Source organism: Glaciihabitans sp. UYNi722, assembly GCF_040549465.1.
Classification (GTDB): Bacteria; Actinomycetota; Actinomycetes; order Actinomycetales; family Microbacteriaceae; genus Lacisediminihabitans.
This window is the reverse complement of sequence record NZ_JBEPTL010000010.1, coordinates 114,502-133,836: the sequence shown is the minus strand read 5'-3', so window position 1 is coordinate 133,836 and position 19,335 is coordinate 114,502. Positions and strand designations below refer to the sequence as shown.

Annotated in this window: 16 protein-coding genes; 10 read left to right on the top strand and 6 right to left on the bottom strand. The window is 62.5% G+C overall.

All coding sequences use genetic code 11. From position 1 onward, the window contains the following. Positions 1–77: 77 nt before the first annotated feature. Together ABIB56_RS09615 and ABIB56_RS09610 are read right to left on the bottom strand one after the other, a co-directional pair. The gene (locus tag ABIB56_RS09615; protein WP_354568983.1) at positions 78–758 is read right to left on the bottom strand and encodes an ROK family transcriptional regulator; all 681 of its coding nucleotides are present in this window, start codon (positions 756–758) and stop codon (positions 78–80) included. Positions 759–1,006: 248 nt separating this feature from the next. Continuing rightward, positions 1,007–2,545, bottom strand: coding sequence for an FAD-binding oxidoreductase (locus tag ABIB56_RS09610; RefSeq protein ID WP_354568982.1), 1,539 nt, complete (start codon positions 2,543–2,545; stop codon positions 1,007–1,009). A 240-nt stretch (positions 2,546–2,785) separates the two neighbouring features. On the opposite strand from ABIB56_RS09610, the gene ABIB56_RS09605 reads away from it, so the two are divergent. The 8 genes from ABIB56_RS09605 to ABIB56_RS09570 all read left to right on the top strand — a co-directional run bounded on the left by ABIB56_RS09605 (position 2,786) and on the right by ABIB56_RS09570 (position 12,420). Next, the gene (locus tag ABIB56_RS09605) at positions 2,786–3,382 is read left to right on the top strand and encodes a TetR/AcrR family transcriptional regulator (RefSeq protein WP_354568981.1); all 597 of its coding nucleotides are present in this window, start codon (positions 2,786–2,788) and stop codon (positions 3,380–3,382) included. Positions 3,383–3,418: 36 nt separating this feature from the next. After that, positions 3,419–5,731 (top strand): MMPL family transporter, encoded by a 2,313-nt coding sequence (locus ABIB56_RS09600; protein ID WP_354568980.1) that lies wholly within the window; start codon positions 3,419–3,421, stop codon positions 5,729–5,731. 438 nt (positions 5,732–6,169) lie between these two features. Then, entirely contained in the window at positions 6,170–7,123 is a 954-nt protein-coding gene (locus ABIB56_RS09595; protein WP_354568979.1) for a nucleoside hydrolase, read from the top strand. A gap of 87 nt (positions 7,124–7,210) precedes the next feature. Beyond that, the gene (locus ABIB56_RS09590; RefSeq protein WP_354568978.1) at positions 7,211–8,539 is read left to right on the top strand and encodes an ABC transporter substrate-binding protein; all 1,329 of its coding nucleotides are present in this window, start codon (positions 7,211–7,213) and stop codon (positions 8,537–8,539) included. Positions 8,540–8,558: 19 nt separating this feature from the next. Beyond that, the gene (locus ABIB56_RS09585) at positions 8,559–9,491 is read left to right on the top strand and encodes a carbohydrate ABC transporter permease (protein ID WP_354568977.1); all 933 of its coding nucleotides are present in this window, start codon (positions 8,559–8,561) and stop codon (positions 9,489–9,491) included. Beyond that, entirely contained in the window at positions 9,488–10,399 is a 912-nt protein-coding gene (locus ABIB56_RS09580; RefSeq protein WP_354568976.1) for a carbohydrate ABC transporter permease, read from the top strand. Before ABIB56_RS09585 ends, ABIB56_RS09580 begins: the two co-directional genes overlap by 4 nt. A gap of 8 nt (positions 10,400–10,407) precedes the next feature. Further along, positions 10,408–11,346 carry a ribokinase gene (locus ABIB56_RS09575; RefSeq protein WP_354568975.1) on the top strand — a complete coding sequence of 313 codons (939 nt, stop codon included), beginning with the start codon at positions 10,408–10,410 and terminating at the stop codon, positions 11,344–11,346. 33 nt (positions 11,347–11,379) lie between these two features. Continuing rightward, positions 11,380–12,420 (top strand): LacI family DNA-binding transcriptional regulator, encoded by a 1,041-nt coding sequence (locus ABIB56_RS09570; RefSeq protein WP_354568974.1) that lies wholly within the window; start codon positions 11,380–11,382, stop codon positions 12,418–12,420. Between the two features lie 348 nt (positions 12,421–12,768). Here ABIB56_RS09570 and ABIB56_RS09565 read toward each other — a convergent pair whose 3' ends face one another. Then, positions 12,769–14,352, bottom strand: coding sequence for an alkaline phosphatase PhoX (locus tag ABIB56_RS09565; protein ID WP_354568973.1), 1,584 nt, complete (start codon positions 14,350–14,352; stop codon positions 12,769–12,771). A 540-nt stretch (positions 14,353–14,892) separates the two neighbouring features. After that, complete coding sequence (locus tag ABIB56_RS09560) at positions 14,893–15,231, bottom strand: cupin domain-containing protein (RefSeq protein ID WP_354568972.1); 339 nt, start codon at positions 15,229–15,231, stop codon at positions 14,893–14,895. A gap of 182 nt (positions 15,232–15,413) precedes the next feature. On the opposite strand from ABIB56_RS09560, the gene ABIB56_RS09555 reads away from it, so the two are divergent. Then, a complete protein-coding gene (locus ABIB56_RS09555; RefSeq protein ID WP_354568971.1) occupies positions 15,414–16,301 on the top strand; it encodes an SDR family NAD(P)-dependent oxidoreductase in 888 nt (295 codons plus the stop codon). 518 nt (positions 16,302–16,819) lie between these two features. Continuing rightward, a complete protein-coding gene (locus tag ABIB56_RS09550; RefSeq protein ID WP_354568970.1) occupies positions 16,820–16,969 on the top strand; it encodes a hypothetical protein in 150 nt (49 codons plus the stop codon). 232 nt (positions 16,970–17,201) lie between these two features. Here ABIB56_RS09550 and ABIB56_RS09545 read toward each other — a convergent pair whose 3' ends face one another. Then, positions 17,202–17,828 carry a DedA family protein gene (locus ABIB56_RS09545; protein WP_354568969.1) on the bottom strand — a complete coding sequence of 209 codons (627 nt, stop codon included), beginning with the start codon at positions 17,826–17,828 and terminating at the stop codon, positions 17,202–17,204. Positions 17,829–18,056: 228 nt separating this feature from the next. Then, positions 18,057–19,292, bottom strand: a complete 1,236-nt coding sequence (locus ABIB56_RS09540; RefSeq protein ID WP_354568968.1) for an alpha/beta hydrolase — start codon at positions 19,290–19,292, stop codon at positions 18,057–18,059. Positions 19,293–19,335: the final 43 nt, after the last annotated feature.

Genomic DNA, 19,335 nt, shown 5'->3' with positions numbered 1-19,335 from the left:
CACACGGTCCCACTGCTCATCAGTTAGTAACGAAGTACGAGACATCGTAAAAGCATCTCAACCAACCACCACAAAGGTTAGGAGACACGCCCTAGGCCGTCACCCATCCAGAGCAGGGCGAAGCTCGAGCAACTCGTAGCGGCGCCCTCTGACCGTTCGCTTATTGCTGCGAGGTTCACGTCGTTCTCGATGTGCACGTCGATGCCGAGCGCACGCTCGAGCTGGCTGCGTACTCCGGTGCGTGGCCATCCGGGAAGGGTATCGATGAAGGACAGCTCGTCGGTGCGGGGGTCGACCGATCCCTGAACGCCGATGCAGACCAGCTTCACTGCCGCGATGTCGGAGGCACTCGCCTCGCAGGCTGCCGCGATGGCACCGCGGATGTCGTCTTCCGCGGATCTCGTGGCGGCGGTGCCCATCGGTGTTTCCACGACGGGATGCTCTGTGCCCTGCGCGTCGACGACTGTCGAACGGATCACCGATTCGTTGATGTCCACAGCGACGCCGAGTACTCGATCAGGTTGCACCCCGTAGCTGACGGCGTTCGGGCCTCGTCCGCCGGAGACCTCGCCGACCACCCGGATGAGTCCCGCCGTCTCGAGGCGGGAGACGATCTGCGACGCGGTGGGCTTCGACAGCCCGGAGAGTTCGCCGATGCGGTTGCGGGTAAGCACCTTGTGCTCGAGAAGGAGGGAGAGCGCGGTGCGGTCGTTCGTTTCGCGCAGCCACGATGGCGTGCCGGGAATGGTCTTGGCCATGGAGCCCCTCCTGACTGCGTTGTTGGAAAGCTCCCTCGGACGCGCTGCGAGTGCGCAACCGAGGGTGTCGCCGAATATATCAGTAAGGTTTCTTAACAGTAAAGAGCGTGCGCAAAATTGGCCCTCTCGTTTCTCCGGAGTTTTTGCGCGAATCGCCGCCGGACGGGGCATTTGGGGCGAATAGAAGCGAAATCCTCCGGAGAAACCCGAGGCGACCAGTGCGGGTCGTCCTCGCTAGTTTCGTGCGGTTAGTACGGTTGGGGCTGGCTAAAAAAACCCTTACTGTCGTATTTCTTTCGCACACTGGCGAGCTTGGCTGCGTTATTGCCGAAATACGACGTAGACGGATTCGAGAGACTCGCATCCGCATAGTTCACGTAGGCGCCATCACCCCAGGCGGAGATCAGAGCACCGCGGAACCCGCGTACGTAGTTATCCAGGGGAGCAGGATCCGCGCCATTGGCGAAGGTCGCCGTGTACTGCACCGTCATGAGGGCGCTGCGATGTGGGAAGGCCGTGGCATCCGGTGCGATGTCGGCGACGGCGCCGCCGAGCGCGTCCATCGAGATGCCGCCTTCAGCCATTCCTGCCGTGGTCCTGGCCACCTTGACCTGGGTGATGAGTTCTTGGATGGCCTGGTCGTCCAGCACGTGATAGGCCACGTGGGAGGTGGCTGAGAACGAGTCGCGGGTCAGCTTGCCGCCGGCATCCGTCGTACATTCCGTGACAGGAATGTTGCTGCATCCGGCGTAACTCATCATGGCGTCGTGGTAGCTGTGCTGAGTGGAACTGTTTCTGCTCGGGCTACCCGCGGCGGCGAGGAATGGCGCCAACTGCGCCCGGAGGGTTGACTGGCCGCCGAGCCACGTGCCGGAGACGAAGATCCCGGGACCGCTGGTGTACTTCGGTCCATTGAGCAACTTCAATGTCGACCAGAGCTTCGGGTCGGCCTTCGGCGCCCAGGCCTGCCAGGCCTTGACCACCGCTGCCGCCGAGGAGAAGGGCCAACTCAGCGAGAACATTGTGACGTCGGGCGCCGGCTGGGTGGAGAAGGTGAGCGCCGTGACGACACCGAGATGGCCGCCACCACCGCCGCGGCATGCCCAGAAGAGGTCGGGTTCGGTTGTCGCGTTCGCGGTCTTCAGCGTGCCGTCTGCGGTCACGATCTCGATCTCGGTGAGGGAATCGCAGGTGAGTCCGTAGGCGCGTACGAGCACACCGACGCCACCGCCCAGAGTGAGTCCGGTGATCCCGACGGTTGCGCAGGATCCACCGGCAACTGCGCGCCCGGCCTTCCCGAGGGTGTCGTAGACCTGGGCGAGTGACGCGCCAGCACCGATGCGAACAGTGTTGTCCGCGGCGAGCGTGACCCCTGACATTCCGCGGCAATCGATCACTAAGGACGGGTTCACATCCGTTCCCGCTGCGCCGCCGGCCGAATAGCCCGGGTAGCTGTGGCCGCCGGAACGGAGGGCGATCGGAACGCCGTACTTCACGGCGAAGGCGACACCGGCCGCAACATCCTGCGCGGATACGGCGGTCAGCACGGCGAGAGGGTGAGCGTCATCCCAGCGCGGGTTCTCGGTCAGCCGCACGGTGTCGTAGGTCGGATCGCCCTCGCGAGCGAGCGAGCCGGCGACCGTGGAGGCGAGCGCTGCCCAGTCGGGAGGGCCGACGGGCGTCTTCGACGGTTTCGGCGTGGGTTTCGTGGCCACCGGGGCGCAGCCGGCAGCGACGAGCCCGACGGCGCCGAGAGCCAGGACGTGCCTGCGGGATAACGTACTCACCCGACCATCGTAGGGAAGCGGGTGCGCGACATCCTGTCGACACGGCACCGGCGCACCCCTTCCGCATTCCGGGCATCCACCAGGCGAACAGGATCGGTGGTCCCGGTACGACGCCGGCGATCGTCGGCCAGCGCCACGGCGAGATCCTTCACGTCGGGCGCGGGCAATTCACTCGAACGCTGCCGATTTTGCCCAGCGAGCAAATTTGCCTGATGTGCAAGATTGATCTAAGTTGTCGTCATGGCCGAAAGCAACCTAAGACTGGTAAAGAGACAGCGCACCCGTCGTGAACTGGCGACGGCAGCGTTTGAGCTAGCCACTCTTCATGGCGTCGATGGGTTCACCGTCGATGACATCGTCAGTCAGGCTGGCTATTCCCGCCGCACGTTTTCCAACTACTTCGCGGCGAAAGAGGAGGCCATCGTCGCAATCGCGATGGAACGGGCGCGCGAGGCCCTCGGAGCCATAGCTATCGAACCGACATCCGGGGCGATCCTCGACGACATCGTCGCCATTCTTCGGGCGCAGCTGACGACCGATGTCATCGCTACGCACGCTCAGCTCAACCGGCTTGCCCGCGCCCACCCGACTCTCACACCGTACCTTCGCGAAGTTGAGTACGACGGTTTCACGGAATCGGCTCGCCTGTTGCAGATGCAGTCGGGCGGCCGCCTCACTCTGATTCAGTCCGTGATGATCTCGAGTGTCGCGATCGGTGCGATCAACGCGTTGCTCGATGGCCATCTCGAGGATGAGTTCACGGAATTCGATTTTGACGAGTTCGCCGAGGTCATCACCTCGTTCCTTCGGGATGGAATTAAGGGGCTGACTTCGTGACTACCAATGGGTGCGCCGCCCGGAGTTGGAGCTTCCATGTCTGATTTTCTCTATCGTCTCGGTCGCGGTGTCTACACACACAAATGGTGGTCGATCGGCGCCTGGATAATCGTTATCGGGGTGATGGTGGCCCTCCTAATCGGCAGTCCGCCGAAGACCACCGACAACATCCGCATAGACGGCAGCCCATCCCAGAAGGTGTTGGACACGCTTTCCACAGAGTTCCCCGCAGCGGCCGGCAGTTCCGGCACGCTGGTGTTCGCCGCACCGCCGGGTTCGACGGTCACCGATCCCGACATTGCGTCGTCGATCGCCCGATCGGTCGATGCCGTGAACGGAAACAAATACATCGTCACACCCGTCGTGCCGACGACGGTGACCGAGCCGACACCTCAGCAGATGCGGGCGGCCGCTGCGTCGGCATCCGTCCTGCATCCCTTAGTCATCGGCCAGACTGTGTTCCCGTCCGTACTGGTGTCGAAAGACAAGACGGTTGCGCTCTTCACTATCCAGCTGACAAAACAGGTGGATGACATCCCACCTAGCGAGGTCTCCCACGTTATCGACGTGGCGACGAAGCCGGTCGCCGCTCAGAAGGTAACCGTTTACCCCAGTGACACGCTTCTCGGTCACGGCGTCACCCTTTCCGGAGAGACAGAAATTGCGGGACTTCTGATCGCGGCGATCATCCTGTTTCTCACACTCGGATCTCTGCTCGTCGCCGGACTCCCGTTGCTCACTGCCCTCATCGGGGTGGCGGTAGGCGTTGGAGGCGCTTTCACCCTGTCACACCTTGTCACTCTTACCTCAGTCACCCCCACCCTTGCCCTCATGGTCGGGTTAGCCGTCGGAATTGACTACTCGCTCTTCATCGTGAACCGGCAGCGGCGCATCATCCTCTCGGAAGGGATCAGCGCGAAAGACGCGGCTGGCAGGGCCATTGGCACCGCCGGCACCGCCGTAGTGTTCGCTGGGCTCACAGTAGTGATTGCCCTCGCAGGGCTCTCTGTTGTCGGTATCTCGTTCCTCACCGTGATGGCGCTGGTCGCTGCCGCGACCGTGGGTGTCGCCGTGCTGGTCGCCATCACGCTGCTGCCTGCCATCCTCGGACTCATTGGCGAGCGCGTTGTGACACCGCGGGCTCGCCGCAAGTCGGCCGCCGATCCCCGCGAGGAGACGACCACACTCGGGTATCGTGTCGGTGCCGGTCTTGTACGGCGCAGAGTGCCTGTCATCATCGCCGTCGTCGCGATCCTCGGAGTCGTCGCCATTCCTGCCATGTCCCTACAACTCGGCCTGCCTTCGTCGTCCACGAAAAATCTCGATACCCCCGACCGCAAAGGCTACGACCTCGTGTCCGAGAAATTCGGTGCCGGTTTCAACGGCCAACTGGTCGTGGTCGCCACGAGCGCGACACGAGGCACGCCGATTGACGCCAACGACTCGGCCGACCTCGCAACGCGCATCGGCACGGTAAGCGGTGTCAGGCTCTCGCTCTCCAGCGCGACCTCGGAGAATGGCGAAACGGCTCTCATTACGGTGATTCCGAGGACCGGCCCCGATAGCCAGCAGACCGCGGATTTGGTCACAAAACTCCGCAGCCTTCACGGCGAGTTCGCGCGCCACTACGGCGTGTCGACGGGGGTGACCGGGTTCACTGCGGCCAATATCGACCTGACCGCTGGCCTGGCCAAGGCCTTGCCGATCTATTTGGGCGTGATAGTCCTGCTTTCACTCATTATCATGCTGCTGATCTTCCGCTCCATCGTCATCCCATTGCAAGCCACCCTCGGATTCGTCCTGAGCATCCTCGCGACGCTCGGTGCTTCGACTGCCGTGTTCCAGTGGGGCTGGTTGAAGCAGCTCTTCGGGTTCGACACGCCAGGCCCTGTGCTCAACTTCCTTCCCATCATCGCGATGGGAATTCTGTACGGCCTGGCCATGGACTACCAGGTTTTCCTCGTGTCCTCGATGCGCGAGGCGCACAAGCACGGACACTCGGGGAAAGAGGCAATAATCGTCGGATTCGCTCGGTCGAGCAGGGTGGTGGTCGCAGCCGCATTCATTATGGTCAGCGTGTTCCTCGGATTCGCACTGAGCGATAACCAAGAAGTGAAGCAAATCGGATTCGCTCTCTCCATAGGCATCCTGTTCGACGCCTTTTTGGTGAGACTCATCCTCACCCCGGCCCTGCTGTCGCTGCTTGGTCGCTGGACCTGGAGTTTGCCTCGCTGGCTCAACCGCATCCTGCCCAATGTCGACATCGAAGGTGACGCCCTACTCAAACGACTCGAGCAAGAGAGGCTCCTCGTTGACGTGGCCGATGCTTCAAGGTCGCCTACAGGCTGACAAGATCTTTTTCGCGGGAACGCATCGTCGGAGCCGAGCGGGGTGCCGGCTCGATCGTCGCCAGTCCGACGCCAAGGTTCAATGCTTCGGGCGCTAGCATCTTCGTTGCAGACCTCGACGACGACAGTCCAGCACGGCGCAACTCGGACTCGGTTTCGACACCAGCGGTGAACTCCTGGAACCTGTGGCCCTGCGGTTCGACGGCGGTAATGAGCTTCTCATTCAGGCCATGAAGGCATCTTCGCAATATCGTTAGTGTCCGCTGGTGGTCTGGCCGGTCGGCACGCGTCGACGTCAAGGAACGCCCTCCCGTAGCACGGTCGCCGCTGATCACACCGGGTTCCGTCGACGCGGCAGCCAATTTCGCAATTCGGGTTGCGCGACCTGCGCAATTCGTGTTTACTGCTATTCAACACGAGTTGAACGAGGGAGTTTTCCGTGATCAGAATCATTCTGGATACCGACCTGGGCATGGGTGAGCCGGGAACAGAGATCGATGATGGCTTTGCGTTTGCGCTCGCGCAGGCTGATCCGGAGATCCAGATTGACCTCATTACGACCGTCAATGGCAACACCGACGTCGAGACGGCAACGCTCCTCACGCTTGAACTGGCCGACCGTCTCGGTCGCTCCGATATTCCGATCGTGAAGGGCGCAACCGCGCCGATGACCCGGCCCGACCGCGAGCGCCACGCTCCGGATGCGATCGTGGCGAAGTACGGGCACCGCGTGCCGGCCGCAGGCTACGCAGCCTCCGCAATCGTTGACCACGTGATGGCTAACCCCGGCGAGATCACGATCGTCGCGATCGGACCGCTGACGAATATCGCGGCGGCCATGTTGATCGAGCCACGCCTCGCATCCACTGTCAAAGAGATCGTGATCATGGGAGGCGTCTTTCTGGGCCAGACGTTCCAGTCATCGATGCCGGGCGAGTTCAACGTCTGGGTCGACCCCGAAGCCGCCCACGCGGTTCTGCACTCCGGCGCAAAGGTTCGCTGGGTCGGACTCGACGTCACGCTGAAGGTACGCCTGAACCGTGACCATGCTCGACAGATGCAGGAGTCAGCTGGCTCGTTCGCATCATTCGCCGGTGACTATACGACCAGCTGGATCGACCATATGCAGGAGCGCCACCCGAGCGACGCCGAGCATGCCGACTCCTGTGCGATGCACGACCCGCTCGCGGTCGCGGTAGTTCCGCATCCGGAGTTCGTCACCTGGAAGCCTGCCTACGTCGACATCGTGATCGGCGACGGCATCGCCCGTGGCGTCATGATCACTGATCTCCTCAGCTCTGCGGATGCCCCGGCGCCCAATTGCTCGATCGCTGTCGACGTGGATGCCGACGGATTCATGAGCTACTTCCTCACCGCGGTGACCAGCCTCTAAGACCTCGCGCACTCCTGGGGCCCTGACTGAACCACTCACAAGCTGCACCACCCTCACCACAGAGAAACGCCCAATGAAGGGAAGATCATGCAACTGAAACGCACAAGCCGGATGCTGGCTGGAGTCGCCATCCTCGGCGTGGTCAGCACCATCCTGGCTGGATGCTCCGGCAGCCCCGCATCCACTGCCGACGGTGGGTCGCTGACGATCCCGAGCAAAGATCCGAAAGCCACGGTTCGGGTGCTCAGCATCCTCGACCCAAAGGTGGACAACATCCAGCCGGTCATCGATGCGTTCGAAAAGGCCCACCCGACGATCACGCTGAAATGGCAGACGGTTCCATTCGATTCGCTCAACAGCACCCTCGACTCGCATATCGCAAACAAGGGCGGGGACCCAGATGTCTACTGGGCCGACCAGCCGCGCATCGCTGCACTCGCTTCGCGGGGCGAGGCGACCGACCTGACGAGCGTCTTCTCACAGTACAAGTCGTCCTTCGACCCCACCCCCTACTCGTCAGGCATATATGAGGGCAAGCTGTGGGCGCTTCCCATCGCAAACTCGACTCAGCTGCTGTACTACAACAAGGACTTGCTCAAGAAGGCCGGCATTCCGTTCCCCTCAGCTGACGTCAACTCCCGTATGACATGGGAGGACCTGGCAACGGAGGCGAAGAAGGCGAAGGACGCGGGCGCTACCTACGGATTCACTTTCGGACAGTTTGATCGCTACTACCAGCTGGAGGCTCTTCCCGTTTCGCTTGGCGGCTCCATTGGCGCGAGCGGGAAGGGAAACCTGACGCCCGACTTCACTTCGGAGGCGTGGGTCAAGGCATTCGATTGGTACGGGAGCATCTTCAAGGACGGCACGGCCCCGAAGGGTGTCACGCCCGAGCAGACGGACCCTTCGTTCGTCGCCGGAAAAACCGCGTTTGGAGTCCAGGGGCCATGGATGCTCCCCGAGCTGCAGGCATCGACTATCAACTGGGGCGTTGCACCCCAGCCGATGTTCGCCGGCGGCAAGGCGGTGACGGCTGACGGCTCGTGGTCGCTCGCGCTCAACCCGTTCAGCAAGGAGAAGCAGGCAGCTGCGATCTTCATGAAGTGGATGGCAATCGATGAGAGCGGCGGATACATCAAATACCGCTCCAACCCTGAGCTCGCGGCGAACGTCGAAGGCAAGAAGATCTACTTTGAAAAGGATGTTTTCAAGTCAGCAGAGGGTCAGAATGCAGCAAAGATCATCGACTACGAGACGGCTAACACCGGTGTCAACCGCGTCTCGACGATCGGCTACATCGAGTTCGAATCCATCCTGAACCAGGCCTTTGCAGACATCCGCAACGGCGCCGACGCGAAGACCACGCTGGAGAAAGCCAAGGGCGATCTCACCACTGCGTGGAACAAGTACAAGTAACCGTTAGGGAACCACACGCATGTCTTCCATCACGAAGACGCGCGTCGAGGTGACGCCGACAGCGCGTCGGCGTCACCTCGGTCGGCGTCGTGAGGCCTTCTGGGCCGTTGTCTTTCTTGCGCCGGCCGTCATCGCCCTCGTTGTTCTGCGCATCGCGCCCACCTTGGGTGCCGTGAACTCCAGCCTCTATAAGGCGTATCCCGGCGGAATCTTACCGGCCGCCTTCGCCGGCTTCCACAATTACGAGCAGATCTTCGCCGACCAGAACTTCATCGCGACGGTCGGTCGCACGCTACTCTTCAACGTCATTATCAACCCATTGCAGATCGTGCTCGCGCTGCTTATCGCGGTGCTGATGATCCAGAAGCTGCACCTCGGGGGGCTCTGGCGCACGCTGGTATTCATCCCGATCACAATCCCGATCGTCGGATCGTGTATCGCCTGGGGTGCGGCGCTCAACCCGAACGGGCCGGTCAACGCGATCCTCTCCGCGATTGGAGGCGACCCGCAGCCGTTCTTTACCTCGCCAGGCCAAGCGCTCGGGAGCATCATTGTCGTCGCGTCGTGGATCGGCATCGGCTACTGGATGTTGTTCCTCATTGCCGGACTCCAGGCGATTCCGGAGGAGCTGTATGAGGCGGCCCGCCTCGACCGTGCCGGGCCGATCCGCACCTTCTTCCAGATCACGATCCCGTTGCTGCGTCGTCCATTGCTCTTCGTGCTCGTGGCCGACACGGTGGCGAACTTCGTTCTCTTCGTTCCGGTGCAGTTGCTGACGGGTGGCGGGCCCCAGTCGAGTACGACGCTGCTGATGTTCGACGCGTACCGGACTACATATGGATATGGCAGCCGAAACCAAGGGGCCGCAGAGGTAGTCATCCTCACAATAATCATGCTGGTGTTCGTCGTTTTGCAGTTCCGTCTGCTGCGTGAAGAAAGGGAACCGAAGTGAGCGTCGAAGTGAACACCGAAGCCGCGCCCTTCGAGACGCTGGCGCCCTCGTCCGTCAAGCAGGCGCCGAATGGCCGACGCAACACGATGTCCCGCGCGATCCTGACCGCGGTCGCCGTGGTGGTCGGCGCAATCTTCATCCTGCCGGCCATCTGGATTCTGATCGGGTCGTTTCGACCCAACATCGACGTCCTCACGACCATGTCGCCGCTCAGCTGGCAGATCATCATTCCAACCCGCGTCACATTCGAGAACTACGTCGGGCTGATCGTCGATAACGGGTTCGGTCTCGCCCTGCTCAATTCTCTCGTCGTCTGCCTTGCTTCTGTCGCGCTCGGCCTGCTCATTTCCGCGATGGCGGCGTACGCACTCACTGTCTATAGGTTCCGCGGGCGCGAGGTCGTCTTCGCCATCATCGTGATCAGCTTCATGGTGCCGTTTGAGGCGATTGCCATTCCCCTGTCACAGTTATTCACCGAATGGGGCCTCGGCAACACGCTCATCGGGCTCATACTTCCGGGTCTCGGAAATGGGCTCGCGATTTTTAACCTGCGCCAATACTTCCAGGGCATCCCGAACTCGTATCGCGAGGCGGCCATGCTCGATGGGGCCTCCGAGCCGCGCATCCTCTTGTCCATTTTCGGACGGATGAGCGGGCCAGCCCTTACCAACTCCGCACTGCTGATCTTCCTTGGCCAGTGGACGGCGTACCTGTGGCCTCTGCTGCTCGTGACCGACAAGAATCTGCAACTGGCGCCGGTCGCGTTGGCCTCAACTTTCGGCGAGCACGCCGCGAGCTACGGGCAGAATTTTGCCGGAGCGGTACTTCTGTCTCTAGTGCCGGCGGTGACTATGTTCGTGTTGCAGCGGTTCTTTGGTCGACTTTCTATTGCGAGCGGAGAAAAGTGAATCCAACGATGGCACTCGCGACGATCGTCGTCGTCGGTTCGGCGAACCAGGACTACATCGTTCGAGTCGAAGTGCCGCCAGGGCCCGGCGAGACCGTGCTCGGCAGGAGTCTGCTCAAGCAGCCGGGCGGCAAGGGCGCGAACCAGGCGGTCGCGGCGGCACGCCTTCGCGGCAACGTGAGCTTCGTCGCAGCAGTTGGTGACGATGCGGATGGCGCATTCCTGCTTCGGGAACTGCGCTCTGAGGGCGTCGACACCACCAATGTCGAGATCATTAACCGCGGACGCACCGGCCTCGCACTCGTCTCCGTCTACGACTCGGGCGAGAACTCGATCACGGTAATTCCCGGCTCGAACTTCGCCCTCACTCGCGACCGAGTGGAGCGCACCGTCGCCCGTCTCGCTCAGGACTACAACCTCGCGGTTGTCGTCGTGCAGGCTGAGTTGCTCACGGAGATCATCGAGGCGGCCATCCTGTCCGGGGAGAAAGCGGGGGCGCGCAGCATCCTGAATCTCGCGCCCTACCAGCCGATCCGGAATGAGATTCTGGCGCTCTGCGATCCGCTCGTCGTCAATGAGACCGAAGCGAGCGCGCTGGTTGGCTGGCAGGTTCGGGATGCGCCATCCGCCGCCCGCGCAGCCGAGCAACTGCGCGGTGTCGTGCGGTCGGTCGTTATTACGATTGGTGCCGAGGGCGCCTACTGGCAGGATGCGGAGTCTTCTGGTCATGTGTCGGCGCCAACCGTTTATGAAGTGGTCGACACTACCGGTGCAGGGGACGCGTTCGTCGGGGCCCTCGCATCCTTTCTCGCCAGGGGAGAAAGTCTCGGACGTGCAGTTGAGGTGGGTGTGCTCGCCGGGTCGTTCGCCGTGACCAGCCCGGGCGCGCAGTCGTCGTACCCGACGCTCGTCGACCTGCAACTGGATACGCTACCTCTAACGAATTAGCGCTGAGCAGCGAGTGCTCGCTGGAGGTAACGAGTGACCGCGACCCGATCCGAAGTAGCGCGCCTCGCGGGCGTCTCGCCCGCGGTGGTCAGTTACGTGCTCAACAAGGGGCCACGTCCTGTGTCGACCCGGGCTCGTGCCGCGGTCGAGGCCGCGGTCAAGGAGCTCGGCTACCGACCGAACGCGATCGCCAGTGCGCTGCGTGGCGGTAGCACCCAGTCGGTCGGCTTCCTGACGCCTAATCAGCGCAACCCGTTCTATGCGGAACTTGCCGAGTCGATCGAGCGCAGCTTCAGCGCCCGCGGCTACCTCGTGCTCTCGGGCAACACACAGTATGACCGCACACGCGAGGAGCGGTACCTACGCACCTTCGTCGACCGCAAGGTCGACGGACTCGTGTTCACCTCCGGGATCTCACTTGCGACATCCACGATTCCGGGTGGCGACGACGTGCCCGTGATGGTGCTCGATGAGGTGCGCGAGGGCACTCCGTACTCGAGCATCGGCGCGGATGAGACAGCGGATGCTGGAACCGCGGTCGAGCACTTGCAGCACCACGGGCACGTGATAATCGGATGTATCTCCGGGCCACCGCATATCCCCGTTGAGTCGAAGCGCATCCACGGCTGGCGCACCCAGCAGCAGTCGGCATCCGCTCCCGCCGGCGATGAGCTGGTGGCCTACGCGGAGTCGTCGGAGGAGGGCGGAAACTCGGCGGCGCTCCTCCTGCTTAGCGAGCACGGACGCCCGTGGGCTGTGCACGGCCGACGCCCGACCGCGCTCTTCGTCTCGTCAGACGTGCAGGCGATTGGCGCGATCTTCGCGTGCTTCGAACTCGGGCTACGGGTACCCGAGGATGTCGCGATCGTCTCGTTCGGCGGAACGAAGTCGGCCGCGTACACGATCCCCCCGCTCACGACGCTGCGCCAGGACCTCGAATTCGTGGCCTACACCGCAGTCGCCCAGCTAATCGAGCGTATGGAGAACCCAGGCGCCCCGGTTCGCTGCACCACACTGCGCGGAAACCTCGTGCTCGGTCGCAGCTGCGGGTGCGAGCCGCTCAGCCTGACGTAACTGCCCGAGTTAGACCGACCCAATGTCGGCCCGCTCGGCTGGTCGGTTAGTCGGCCTCAAGTCTGTCGCCATGGTCGTTTTACCCGCGGGCATCTGAGTAAGGCTGAAATCCGCTCGCCCTCAAACTTTTGCGAGCACCTGCAATGCCGCCCGATCGCCGTCCCCTTTTCGAGCGTGATCGCCTCGTCGACGGTCGCGGCGGTGCCGATCGCATCGCGGTCCTATGCCTTTTACTGCGCGGCCAAAGGCTGTTGTTCCCAGAGGAAGGCGACATTCACGAAATCACGCACGAGGAAAGGGCCGGACAACCGAAAACCGATTGTCGCGACCCTTTCGCCGAACGGCTGCCTAGTGGTCGTTACCGGACCCGCCGTGTCCGCCGGAGGCGCTCACCTTCAGCTCCCAGGTGATGTTGTCGCCGTGCTGCTGGGTCCAGAAGGCGCGCCAGGTGTTCGATGTCAGGTTCGGGAGCTGCGCACCCAGGATGCCCGCGGTCGACGGGTCGCCGTTGGAGACGTGGATGCCCGTGATCTCGTTATCGCCGTCGTTGTAGCCGGGGCTTGTGTAGTGGTCGTAGGTCGCAGACGCGTCACGTCCCTCCGCCAGCCAGCGCACGATGCTCGGAGCCTTCTTGCCACGGCCATTCTTCAGGGAGAGCAGGTAACCCGAGTCGAGGGCGTTGCGCTGCGTGTGCAGTGAGTCGCCCGCATCCTCGACGACCAGCAGCTGGTCCTTCGATGCGAACTGGATGTTGTCGAAACCGGTGTGCTCGAGGTCGCCAACGAAGACTGGCGACAGGGTGCCCGTGCTCGAGGTCGGCGACTTCTGGCTGATCTTGAACACGCCACCGAACGCCCCCGGGAGGGCACTGTCCTTGTTCGTGTCGCCGGTCTCGGTGAAGTAGAACTCACCGAAGTTGGTGCCCGGGCGGAAGACGCCATTCTCAGGACGCTTGAACGGGGTCGCGCCGGCGGTTGCCGCGCCCACCGTGGCGGAGTTGTCCGCCCCGCGGGTGACGGGTACCCACTTCGTGGAGAATGACGCGCCGTAGGTGTGAAGATCGGTGATGAACGGGTCGGACGGGTTCGCCGACAGCTGTTGTGCCGTGACCGGAGTGCCGTCCTTACGACTCACCTGGAGTGCCTCGAAGGTTCCGGTGGAAAGGTCTGTCGGAGTCTTCGGGGTGAAGCGGTAGACGTAGCTGTTCGGCTTCTTGCCGCCAGATACACCCGCGCCACCGATGTCTTCCACCAGCCAGACGTTGCCCGCAGAGTCGTTCTGTACGCCTTCGTAGCCGCCAGAGCCGAGTGCAGGAAGAGGCGTGATTTTGCCGTCCACCGCATCGCCGTTCGCATCGAGGGAAACCGCGAAGACGCCGCCCTTAGGCGCGGATGCCTCGGCGGTCAGCAGGAGCTGGTGGGTGAAGGGGTCCCAGGTGATTCCGTCGAAGTTGGGAACGGCCGCACCGTCGGACCGCGTGCTGGCGATGAGGGTCACGCGCTTGGTGAGATCGGGCTCGTCGAGGTTGATGCGCGTCACGTAGCCAGCAGGACCTCCCTCGTGTCCTTGGAACAGGTAATGCTTTCCACCGAAGACGAGATAGACGTTCTTGTCGGGCTCCGTCTTGAACGCCTCCTTCGGGTTCTGGGTGAGAGGGCCGCCGTTGGAAGTGTTGTAGCCGTAGTTCGTGATACCGCCGGTCGCATTCACGAGCGGAAGCTGGCCATAGGCGACTGGGCTTTCGCTGAGTCCGCTCGTCAGAACGTTCTGCTGCACGCCGAACGCGGAGTTCGCCGCGACCCCGGCCACGTCGAATCCGTCCGATCCGTGCTCGGTCTGCGCCGTCGCCGGCATCGCTGCCGCCACGAATGCGGCGAGGCCGAGCCCGAGCCCGACGGTACCGACCAGTCCCAATGTGCTTTTCTGTTTCATTTTTTCCTCCTGTAGCCCGGGCGAATGCCTGGCAGACAAGACGAGAAAATCATCCGCAGGTGACTCCCGGGCGGTGTTCGGGTGAACACGAGGAAAATCATGGCCCTCGTTTGCGGGGTACGGCGGCGGGCGGCCGACTCGTACGCCGACGCGAGAGCGCCACGGATCCTATGAACATTCCTTTCGGAATCCGTCCCGGTCGTGAGAGCTGTCCTGAGTTGGTTGCTTCCTGGGGTCAGCGGCCGGTGCGGCCTCGGTGGCGATGATCTCGTTGGCCCGCTCGACCGCATCGCGGTAGTCGGCCACGACCTCGGCGATGCTCCGGGCGTCGGTGCGTGGAAGGTGGCTGGCCAGTGGGCCACGTGCTCGCCGAGAAAGATGGACCGCTCGACGTGGGTGAGTTGATTCACCAGGCCCAGCAGGTTGGTTCCGGAGTCGACTCCGGGGGTGCGCACGTCGGGGTGCCCGGACACCGGAGTATCCGAGCTGGGCGCAGTTCTGGAGCCGGCTGGCGACGGCGTCGAACTGGCGGACCGTCTCTTAGGTCGTGAATTCGATTTCGGGTTTTTGTTCGACGTCGAGCAGGAAGTATGCCAGGAACGTGACCCCTTCTTCCGTTGCATCAAATTTCGCGATGATTGTCTGGGCCGGTTCATAAAAGGTGTCACCGGCGACCAACGTCACCGCGAGTTGATCCTCGATCTGGAACTCAACGGAACCACGCTCGATACTTCCAAAGACGGGTCCGTTATGAATGTGAGCGCCCGCACGACTCGAGGGTGTAATCGTGATTCGCCGGACCTCGACGTGGTGCACCTGTGCGGGGTGGGGCAGGCGCTGGTCGGCCAGGGTCACCCGGGTTACTGAAGTCTCGGTCATCGTCATATCGTGACATGGCCAACACGACCCAAGGTTCCTTTCGCGCACGTCGGGGTTCAGATTGAGCGCACTTCTCGAAGTCGGTGAGAACGAGGGCGGATGCCCGATCGCTGACAAGTAGTGCGCGAGTAGTGTTCAGCACTGAAGGCCCTCGCTCGACAGCCCGCAAGAAGGAGCCCACGATGTCAGCACCCGTCATCCTGATCACCGGCACCTCCTCCGGAATCGGCCTCGCCACTGCTGTTGCCACCGCCGCGGCCGGGAATCGCGTAATCGCAACCCTGCGCAACCCGCAGAAAGCGGATGACCTCCGGGCCGCCGCCAGCACGGCCGGCGTGAGCATCGACATCCGCACGCTTGATGTGGTCGATGCGGCGGCAATCGCTGGCTGCGTCGATGGCATCATCGCCGACTACGGCCAGCTCGACGCCGTCATCAACAATGCCGGTAGCGGGCACGTCGGCACGATCGAGCTGGAATCCGTCGACGCGGTACGTGTTCAGATGGAGACCAACTTCTTCAGTGTCGTCACGCTGACGAAGGCGGCCTTCCCGCACTTACGCGCAGCAAACGGGCGATTGATCACTGTCTCGAGCGTCGGCGGCGCAATCGGCCAGCCGTTCAACGAGGCCTACTGCGCCTCGAAGTTCGCCGTCGAAGGTTTCATGGAGTCGCTGGCGCCGGTGGCCGCGACCGTCGGCGTACGCGTAAGCGTTGTCGAGCCCGGGCCGGTCAGCACCGAATTCGTCGCCAACCTGGGTGCCGACCTGCCGACCCTGCTCACGGCGGCCGGCCCCTACGGCTTAGCGATGTCCGCCTATCTCCAGCGCACGACTGCGCAATTCAGCAGCGCCCGCGCGCAAAGCCCCGACGCCGTGGCCGCCGTTATCGTCGACCTCCTCACCGCGGTTGCCCCGCCCGCCCGAGTGCAGACCTCGCACGCGGCATCGGCGTTCGTCGGCGTCAAGCTCGCGGATCTCGACGGCGCGGCGGTGCAAACCATGACCGACGCGTGGGTGCACAGCGACACGCCGCAGGCGGAGACGCCGACTGAGCCGACCACCCACTGAATTCGCGTGCGGCCAGAGCGTAGCCCGGCAGCACCACATTGCGTCGCCTGACACGGCGCAACGTGCAGAGCGGTGCGCGGGGTGGGAGAGTCCGTGGCCGGTTCCTGCGGGCACCGCTCGAAGTCGTCGAGCGCCCTCACATCCATCCGCTGCAACTCCTTCAAAATCCGTCCGCCGATTGTTCCGCTTGCGGCGCCCGTCGAAACCAAGGAGAGCTGTCACCAATAACCTTGGCCCGCGATGAGCTCGCGCAACGCTGTCTGCATTTACGCGAGCGTCGCTGGAACGAAAAACCCCAGTCAATCGAATCGACAGCAGTCCCAATTGCTGAAGGGGCATCACGATGATGGACAGCACCCCAGCATCGCGGCCCTACCTCCGCGCAGCGCTCCGGATCCTGTTCGTCGCGGGGCCGCTTCTGCTGGTCGTCGGAATAGGCGCCATCATCATTTGATTGGGCGGCGATCGCTCATAACGACGCATTTGGCAGTAACCCCCGGCTCCAAACCCTTCCGGTCTTGAAGTACACCGGCTATCAGTTCCCCGCTCCCAATCCCGACATTGCCAACTATCAGTTCATGCCTGTGTTCCTCGGCGTCGCGTTACTCGGGCTCCTACTTGTGATCACTGCGATCGCTTTGCGCGCCACGCGACTGCGCAAGCTCTAGGGAGCTGGCCAGCCCGGAGGCTAGATGGAGCGCAGCGCTCTGCGGGACGCCCGCGGTAATCCTGCTCAGAGCGGAAGGCTGAAACGAGCGACCATCCGAACTCTCGCCGACTCACGACACCGTCTTCGGTGCTCTCTCAAGGTTCGCCGAGAGATCTTGGTCCCGGTTTCAGGCCCCGTGAGAATGACGGATGAAGAGGGAACAGCGGGAAGGGACTGCTCAGGTTTTCAGCTCACGGGGTAGTCGTCGTCGTTTTCGCCTTGGTGCGGGAGCGTTGCAGGAGGGCACGAGTCCCGGCGCTGATCCCGGCGATTGCTAAGCCGAAGCCGATGGACACAAGGAGTCCCGTAAGGGGGTTGGAGGCGAACAGAGTGCCGAACGTGGTCGCGACACCAATGTGGTACAGCGTGTAGATCGATGCCGCCAAGAGGGAGAAAAGGAGATACCGGCGGACGGCGAGTCCGCTTGCCCCCGCGGTCATGGTGATGGCTACCCGGGCGTAGGGAAGAAATTTGGCAATGATCAGGATCAGGCCGGGTCGATCTGCGATTCTGCCCGTGGCCCACGCAAGCGCGCGGACGACTTTCGGTCGGCGGCCCCATTTCCAGCGAGTCAAACCGAGCTTTCGACCGATGAGAAACGCGATCCCGTCTCCAACTAGGGTGGCGGCGATTCCGACGAGGAGAACGGTCAGCGGAGCGGGGCCATGCCCCGAGGCGCCGAGAGTTGCCAGGGCGACGACGGTGGTTTCCCCGGGGACGAGGGGGAAGAATCCGTCGATGATGAGCAAGAGAGCCAGGACGATCAACGCCCACGGCGACAGCGCCAGTGCGTAGACGAAGTCTGACAGGGCGCTCATCTGTTGACTATCGCAGACTCGTGCTCAGAATCGGCACAGAATCCTGCGCCGTCATCTCGAAGCTAAGCGGGTTCGAGATGATCAACACCCCTCTCGAGCCAGTTCCGGCATTGCGCTGCTCGCACAAAAAGGAGCAGCATCGACCGTGTGCCGTTCTTCGGCCCGGTTCGACTATTGCCTTGAGGCGTGCCGTGCCCTTGTCGAGGAGTCGGCAGGGAGGGGTCCCGCTTATGACCCCAACCCCAATCGAGCACACACTTGTGGCATGGCCTGTGTGAGCACGTAGCGCACCGTGTTCCAATCATGTCCCGAATTGGGGGACACGATGAGTCGTGTTTTCATTCCTGAGCGAGCTGCAGCCGCTTTAACCTGACGCGCGTATGCGCCGTATTGGTGGTCCTTTGCACCGGCCCCAAAGATCGAAACACTGTCCGCGTAGGGAGCGTGCCGAGCCAGTAGGTGCAATGGCTTGATCGCGTCGTATGCGGCTTGGGACCCTCCAAACGCTTCAGACAGCGTGTTCGCGCCCATCGTCGGCACCGATTCGCCGAGAATGTCGATGGTCGAGCTGAACAGGTCCGGGCGGCTGGCACTCAGTTGGATCGAACAGGTGCCACCTTCCGAATAGCCACCAATAGCCCAGTATCGACCGCTGGTTGCAACGTGCAAGTGATTGAGAATCCAACCCCGAACATCCACGGTGAGATAGGTGGCTGCTTTGCCCAGCCGAGAATCCGCGCACATGGGGTTTTTCAGCGGCGTGCCGAGCTGGTCAGGCACGACCACGATGGGTGCAAGCCCAGCATGTGTGGCCGCATACGAATCGAGCATCGCGGGTACCTGGCCTGAGGTAAACATCTCGGTGGGAGAGCCGGGTTGTCCGGTGAATAAAATCAGAAGAGGCAGAACTGGCGGGTTTGCCACGAGCGCTGCCGGGGGAAGGTAGACAACCGCTTGTCGTGCCACGAAATGGGACTGGGTTGCGGGGATCGTTACCATGCCCACCGTTCCGTGTTTGGGCATTCCGGTGTGGTCGCGGGATTGCCAGGTACTCGCGAGAGAGGCATCCATCGTCCCGGCGTGAGCAGCGAGGCGAGCCGTCGGCATTTCCGAGTACGGGGTGATGCCGAGCGCATCATTCAGGTTGCGATAGGCCCCGAAGTCGATATTGATGCCTGCACCCGCGGCAATAAGGAAAGAAAGAATTGAAATGGCTGCGATAACCTTGCGCCACCATCGACTCGCCCACAGGTTGAATACGGCAAGAAACACGCCCGCGGAGAGTAAGACTACCCACAGGTGCACGACGGGGGTCAGTGCGATCCCGAACACATTCCACACATCGCTGACCAACCACACCACGATCCAACCGACAAGGGCACCGACCATCGCGATGCCGATCCCCCGGATGAGGAGGCGGCGCTTGCCGCGCACTATCAGATAAATGAACAGTGACGCAGCCACCACGTCGACCGGGAGGAGAAAAGAGCGCCTACCGATGGACAGG